The sequence below is a fragment of the Rhodococcus sp. IEGM 1372 genome (genome assembly GCF_030056835.1).
GTDB lineage: Bacteria > Actinomycetota > Actinomycetes > Mycobacteriales > Mycobacteriaceae > Rhodococcoides.
Genome location: NZ_JASHKS010000022.1, coordinates 68,042 through 74,607, shown reverse-complemented (window position 1 = coordinate 74,607; position 6,566 = coordinate 68,042). Strand labels below are relative to the sequence as shown.

The window sequence follows — 6,566 nt, the reverse complement described above, 5'->3', positions numbered from 1 at the left end:
GGCCCTCGCGGCCTAGGATTTCCATTAACCGGTCCAACCCACGGGGACCAGTGCAGTGCAGTGGTCCATTGACGCGGACGGGTGAGACCGAACGACGAAGGATTCAGGCTTACGTGGCGTCGGCGTCGATCGGCGGGGTATCGCCTGCAGACAGTTTCGGCTCGTTCTTGCTCATCGACACCCCACTGCGAGCGGTTCCGGTCTGTCGAGTCGGTCCGCCGACGTTCTTCGGCTTGGTCTCGAAGGGCTTGCCCTTGAAGGTGTCGTCGAGTGGGTTCTTGAAGACCGAGTCGTCACCGTCGAGCAGGTGTTTGGTGATCACCGCGCGCGGGGTCATGCCCCGGAGCTGGTTGAGATCGGCAAGCGGCTTGCGAAGGTCCTCGAAGTCGGTGCCGAGCTCGTCCTTGAGCTGTTGGCTCGCGCCGTTGGCGTAGTCCTTGACCTGCCGGATCGACTTGGACACCCAGCTGATGGCGCCGGGGAGGCGATCGGGGCCGAGGATCACGAGAGCTGCTACGAGGAGAATGACGAGCTCTCCCCAACCGATGTTGCCGAACACGCCTGCCAGCCTACGTCGTCAGTCCGAAACCGGCGTGACGGAGAGGTCCACCAGCCGTCCCGACCGGACGAGTTGCACCGGAACCGACTCCCCGATCGTCGTGGCCTGCACGGCGACGACCAGTTCGTCGGCGTTACCCACGGTGCGGTCGCCGACCTTCGTGATGACATCTCCCTCGACGATGCCCGCTTCCTGAGCAGGCCCGCCCGAGCGCACGTTGGCCACTTCCGCCCCGGCGGAGGTGTCGTTGATGACCGATCGGGCGTTGACGCCGAAGTCGGGATGACGCATGACGCCGTCCCGGATGAGACTCTGCGTCACCTCGGTGACCTCGTCGACGGGAATCGCGAAGCCGAGGCCGACCGATCCGCCGCTCTCGCTGCGGATGGCCGAGTTGATGCCGATCACGCGGCCCTCGAAGTCGATGAGCGGACCGCCGGAGTTGCCGGGGTTGATGGCGGCGTCGGTCTGCACGGCATCGATGACGGCGTTGGTATCGGTGCCCTCACCCGACAGCGCCACGGGCCGATCGAGCGCGCTGACGATGCCGGAGGTGACGGTCTTGTTCAGTCCCAGCGGCGAGCCGACCGCGATCACGTCCTGCCCGACGCGAACGTCGTCGGAACGACCGAGTTCGGCGACGGTGAGGTTGCCGACATCGGTCCTGAGGACGGCGAGGTCGGTCTTGGTGTCGCGGCCGACGATGTCGGCGGGCACCTTGGTGCCGTCGGAGAAGGTCACTTCCAGGGTCGAGTTCTCCGGGTCGGATGCGGCCAGGGAGATCACGTGGTTGTTCGTCACGATGTAGCCGGCACCGTCGATGACGACGCCCGAGCCGGTGCCGCCGGTCTCGCCGAGCGTCACCTGGATCGAGACGACGGACGGCAGGACGGCGTCGGCGACGTTGCTGATCTGGCCGCGCGGGATGTCGTCTCCGCTGGACTGGGTCAGCGTCACTTTCTGGCTGGTCAACGCGCCCGTCACCTCGGCGGTGAGGCGACCGAACAGCCCGCCTACCAATCCGATGACGAGTGCGAGAACACCGAGTACGACGAGAGCCCGGACGGACACCGACCGACCGAACAGCACGTCTCGCACACCGAGTTTGGTGCCCGGTGGAAGAACGGGAGGGGGCGGGGAATCGAGCGCCGCGCTGCCGAGGGAGACCCGAGAGGTGGGGTCGCGCCACGGATCGGCCGGAGCCGACGGGGCGGTGTCGCTCTCGTCCTCGGCGTTCGGGTCTCGTTGCAGTGATTCATGGGAATCGTTCGGGCGACCGAACGCCTCGGCGAGGACAGGATCGGGTGGGCGCACCGATACGCGCGAGGGAAGTTCGTCGCCGGGCTTACGAGGAGAGAACGAACCGTCCACGTCGTCGGGACGTCCGAACACCGAGGCCGACACCGGATCGACGGAGGGCCGATAGAGCGGACGCGGTGGCAACCGAGGACCTCCCGGACCGGTCCCTGCGGCCTCGGAATCTGCCGGATCGGTGCCCGCGGTCTCGGTGCTCGTCGAATTCGATGTCACGCGTCCGGTTACCCCTCGCATACGTCGGTGTGAGAGTTCAGTATCACTCGAGCGGTCGGCGCGGCTCGATGCAGGTGAGAAGAGTCGGGCACCGTCAGCGTCGTCGACGGCGGACGTCGGCTACGGCGGACATGAAGGTCCGCTTGGTGTGGGACGGCCGATCCTCGCCCGCGCAGGACGGTATCTGGCTGAGCAGACCTAGCAGAGAATGCGGCATCGACATCTCCCCTGCTCCGCGCAGAGCCTTGCGCGCCTGCTGCTGGGCCTCGACCTCGGCGGCGCACTCGGGACACTCGGACAGATGGTCGGCTGCACGGAGATAAGCGGGCATTCGCAACTCGCCGTCGACGTACGCCGCGACGGCCTCACTGGCCAGATGTTCGGTGGAGCTGAATTGCTTCGGCTTGCGCGCCTGCGTCATCCAACCCTCCTCGTAGCTAGTGGACACTTGCGTGACCGGAGTCGACCTTCCCGTGCACTCGAAGGTACTCGCGTAGCGCCTGGCGTCCACGGTGAATGCGACTGCGAACCGTTCCGAGCTTGACGCCCAGTGTCGCACCGATCTCTTCGTAGGACAGTCCTTCGATGTCGCACAGCACGATTGCGGCGCGGAACTCGGGTGCCAGCGAGTCGAGCGCGGACTGCAGATCGGGATCGAGGCGGGCATCGTGGTAGATCTGCTCGGGGTTGGGTCGGTCGGAGGGGACGCGGTCGTAATCCTCGGGGAGCGCTTCCATACGGATGCGGCTGCGACGACGAACCATGTCCAGGAACAGGTTGGTGGTGATGCGGTGCAGCCACCCCTCGAAGGTGCCCGGCTGGTAGTTCGACAGGGAGCGGAACACTCGAATGAAGGTGTCCTGCGTCAGATCCTCGGCGTCCTGGGCGTTGCCGGACAGACGGTAGGCCAGTCGGTAGACGCGGTCGCCGTGTTCGCGAACCAGTTCGTCCCAGGACGGCATGGTGGAGTCCTCGCCGGTCGCATCGAACACTGCGGTGCCGCTCAGGTCTTCGGGCGCGGGTACGGACTCGGGTAGACGCGCGGTGTCGCGATCGCCGTTGATCTTGTAAATAGTTGGATCCTCCTGCTCAGGACTGCGTACGTCCTTCTGATTCAACCGACGACTACCCTCGGATGTTCCAGCTCACACTTCGCAATCGAGATGGACCTTCGATTCCTCCATAGCCTGACGGACCCGCGTGTGGGTCCGGTATGAATCAGCTGAGGCGCACCTGAGAATGTGTGCGTGAGAATGTGCCCTGGGCACGATAGCCTCGGGGCGTGCCGACCAACGCCGAGAAGATGCTCGCCTACGCCGAAGACTCCGCTCAGGAGGACGAGGTTCTGATCGCAGCCAGAGAGCGAGCCGTCGACCTGGGTGCCGCCCCGGTACCGCCGTCGGTCGGAGCGATTCTGTCCATCTTCACCCAGATGCTCGGCGCGAAGACCGTCGTCGAAATCGGAACCGGCGCAGGCATCAGCGGACTGTGGCTGCTCGACGGGATGCGCGCGGACGGCGTTCTCACCACCATCGACACCGAACCGGAGCACCAGCGCGCGGCCCGAGAAGCGTTCCGCGCGGGGGGAATTGCACCCTCACGCACCCGGCTGATCAACGGATGGGCGCTGGACGTGCTCCCCCGGTTGGCCGACGACACCTACGATTTGGTGTTCATCGATGCCAGTCCGGCCGACCATCCGCACTTCGTAGCCGAAAGCGTCAGACTGCTGCGCCCCGGCGGAGTTCTGGTGCTGCACAACGCGTTGCTCGGCGGACGGGTCGCCGACCCGACTCAGCGCGACGCGACCGCAGTGGCCGTCCGATCCGCTGCCAGGGCCATCGCCGAGGACGACCGTCTGACGACGGTGCTGCTGCCCCTGGGCGACGGGCTGATCTGCGCATCGAGAGCGTGAGTGCGCTCCGCGCAGTGGTGCGATTAGGTGCCCTCTGCGGCACACAGGAGCGGAGCCTGCGGAGCGACCAGAGATCGGAGCCGCACCACTGCCGCAGGCTCTAGATCCAGACGCCCTTACCGACGGAGACGACTCCCCCCGCACTGACGTTGAAGCGCTCGCGATCACGTTCGTGGTCGACGCCGATGATCTCGCCGTCGCCCACCACGACGTTCTTGTCCAGGATCGCGTGCCGCACGACGGCACCCTTACCGATCTTGACGCCGGGCATCAGGACGCTGCCCTCGACCGTCGCGCCGCTGTCGATCATGACGTTGGAACTGAGCACCGAGTTGCGGACCGTGGCCGCGGACAGGATGCACCCGGCACCGACGACCGACTCCTGTGCCAAGCCGCCCTGGACGAACTTGGCGGGCGGCAGGTTCTCGGCCGATCCGCGGATGGGCCAGCGGCGGTTGTAGAGGTTGAAGATGGGGTGCACCGACACGAGGTCCATGTGGGCGTCGTAGAAGGCGTCGATGGTGCCCACGTCTCGCCAGTAGCCGCGATCGCGTTCGGTGGCACCGGGAACGACGTTGTCGTTGAAGTCGTACACCGAGGCGACGCCCGCTTCGACGAGTGCCGGAATGATGTCGCCGCCCATGTCGTGGTCGGAGTCGACGTTCTCGGAGTCGGCCTTGATGGCGTCCACGAGCACCTTGGTGGTGAAGACGTAGTTGCCCATCGAGGCGTAGGTGACGTCGGGGTCGTCGGGGGTGCCGGGCGGTTGAGCCGGCTTTTCCAGGAACTGGGTGATCTTGCCGTTCTCGTCGGAGTCGATGCACCCGAAGGCGAATGCCTCGCTGCGCGGAACCCGGATGCCGGCAACGGTGACGCCTGCACCGGAGTCGATGTGCTGCTGCACCATCTGCTCCGGGTCCATCCGATAAATGTGGTCGGCACCGAACACCATGATGTATTCGGGGTCCTCGTCGTAGACCAGGTTCAGTGACTGGAAGATGGCGTCGGCGCTGCCGGTGTACCACCGGGGCCCGAGACGCTGCTGAGCCGGAACCGGAGTGATGTACTCCCCGGCGAATCCGGACAGCCGCCACGTCTGCGAGATGTGGCGGTCCAGTGAATGGGACTTGTACTGGGTGAGCACGCAGAGCCGGAGGTAACCGGCGTTGACGAGATTGCTCAGCACGAAGTCGATGAGTCGGTAGGCGCCCCCGAAGGGAACTGCCGGCTTGGCTCGGTCCGCGGTCATCGGGTAAAGACGCTTACCCTCGCCGCCGGCAAGCACGATCCCTAGTACGTGCGGTTGTGTCCTCACCCACTCAACCTATCCGCACCGAGAGAACCTTGCGAGCAGTACACGCACAACTGCTGGGGAATGTAGGTTCGTTCACGTGCGCGTAGCAATGATGACCAAGGAATATCCCCCGGAGATCTACGGTGGCGCAGGAGTTCATGTCACCGAGTTGTCCGCGCAGCTGAAGTCGCTGTGCGACGTGGACATCCACTGTATGGGCGCGCCCCGCGACACTGCGCAGGTACACGACCCGGATCCCGCGCTCGCCGGAGCAAACGCTGCGTTGACGACGTTGTCGGCCGAGCTGCGGATGGCGAATGCCGCCGCAGGCGCGGACGTGGTGCATTCGCACACCTGGTACACCGGCCTCGCCGGTCATCTGGCAGCAGAGTTGTACGACGTCCCCCACATCCTCACCGCGCACTCCCTCGAGCCGCGCCGGCCGTGGAAGGCCGAGCAACTCGGCGGCGGCTACCGCATCTCGTCGTGGTCGGAGCGCAATGCCGTGGAGTACGCCGACGCGGTCATCGCCGTCAGCGAGGGCATGGCAAAAGATGTGCTCGACGCCTATCCGCGCCTCGATCCGAGCCGGGTTCATGTGGTGCGCAACGGGATCGACACCCAGCGGTGGTTCGCCGACCACGGCACCTCGACCCTGGACGAGATCGGCGTCGATCGAAGCAAGCCGATCGTCGCGTTCGTCGGACGCATCACCCGGCAGAAGGGCGTCGGGCACCTCATCGCAGCGGCCCATCACTTCGACCCGTCGATCCAGCTCGTCCTGTGTGCAGGCGCGCCCGATACACCGGAGATCGCCGCGGAGACCGAGCGCGCGGTGGCGTTGCTCGCCGAGCAGCGCAGCGGCGTGTTCTGGGTCAAGGACATGCTGCCCACCGACAAGATTCGCGAGATTCTCACGGCAGCAGCAGTGTTCGTCTGCCCCTCGGTGTACGAGCCACTCGGCATCGTCAACCTCGAGGCGATGGCGTGCGAAACTGCTGTTGTGGCTTCGGATGTCGGCGGCATTCCCGAGGTCGTCGACGAGGGCCGCACCGGGCGCTTGGTGCACTACAACTCCTACGAACCCGACGCTTTCGAGCGAACCCTCGCCGACACCGTCAACGAGGTCGCCCTCGACCCCACGCTCGCAACGGCGATGGGCAAGGCGGGCCGCGAGCGCGCTGTCGCCGAGTTCTCCTGGGCCTCTATCGCGAAGCAGACTCTCGCCGTCTACAACGACGCGCTGGCGCGGCGCCGCTGATCGGGAC

Annotated in this window: 7 protein-coding genes; 2 read left to right on the top strand and 5 right to left on the bottom strand. The window is 65.8% G+C overall.

What is annotated here, in order from left to right; genetic code table 11:
- Positions 1–109: 109 nt before the first annotated feature.
- The 4 genes from tatB to sigE form a co-directional block, all read right to left on the bottom strand.
- Positions 110–559, bottom strand: a complete 450-nt coding sequence (gene tatB / locus QM590_RS17480; RefSeq protein ID WP_269595319.1) for a Sec-independent protein translocase protein TatB — start codon at positions 557–559, stop codon at positions 110–112.
- A gap of 18 nt (positions 560–577) precedes the next feature.
- Entirely contained in the window at positions 578–2,110 is a 1,533-nt protein-coding gene (locus QM590_RS17475) for a S1C family serine protease (RefSeq protein ID WP_411741336.1), read from the bottom strand.
- Positions 2,111–2,183: 73 nt separating this feature from the next.
- On the bottom strand, positions 2,184–2,510 hold the full coding sequence (locus tag QM590_RS17470) for an anti-sigma factor family protein (protein ID WP_068053118.1): 327 nt from the start codon (positions 2,508–2,510) through the stop codon (positions 2,184–2,186).
- 16 nt (positions 2,511–2,526) lie between these two features.
- The gene (gene sigE / locus QM590_RS17465) at positions 2,527–3,153 is read right to left on the bottom strand and encodes an RNA polymerase sigma factor SigE (protein WP_052058682.1); all 627 of its coding nucleotides are present in this window, start codon (positions 3,151–3,153) and stop codon (positions 2,527–2,529) included.
- A 239-nt stretch (positions 3,154–3,392) separates the two neighbouring features.
- Here sigE and QM590_RS17460 point away from each other — a divergent pair, with 239 nt between their 5' ends.
- Positions 3,393–4,004, top strand: a complete 612-nt coding sequence (locus tag QM590_RS17460; RefSeq protein WP_068053115.1) for an O-methyltransferase — start codon at positions 3,393–3,395, stop codon at positions 4,002–4,004.
- Between the two features lie 100 nt (positions 4,005–4,104).
- Here the strand turns inward: QM590_RS17460 and glgC are convergent, their stop codons facing one another.
- Positions 4,105–5,319: a glucose-1-phosphate adenylyltransferase gene (gene glgC, locus QM590_RS17455; RefSeq protein ID WP_037191552.1), complete on the bottom strand. Its 1,215-nt coding sequence runs from the start codon at positions 5,317–5,319 to the stop codon at positions 4,105–4,107.
- A 76-nt stretch (positions 5,320–5,395) separates the two neighbouring features.
- On the opposite strand from glgC, the gene glgA reads away from it, so the two are divergent.
- Positions 5,396–6,559, top strand: a complete 1,164-nt coding sequence (glgA, locus tag QM590_RS17450) for a glycogen synthase (protein ID WP_269595317.1) — start codon at positions 5,396–5,398, stop codon at positions 6,557–6,559.
- The last annotated feature ends 7 nt before the right edge of the window (positions 6,560–6,566 follow it).

Excerpts from the sequence above, each read along its gene's own strand:
- QM590_RS17475 (WP_411741336.1), bottom strand. The coding sequence starts at position 2,110 with ATGCGAGGGGTAACCGGACGCGTGACATCGAATTCGACGAGCACCGAG.
- QM590_RS17470 (WP_068053118.1), bottom strand. The coding sequence starts at position 2,510 with ATGACGCAGGCGCGCAAGCCGAAGCAATTCAGCTCCACCGAACATCTG.
- QM590_RS17460 (WP_068053115.1), top strand. The coding sequence starts at position 3,393 with ATGCTCGCCTACGCCGAAGACTCCGCTCAGGAGGACGAGGTTCTGATC.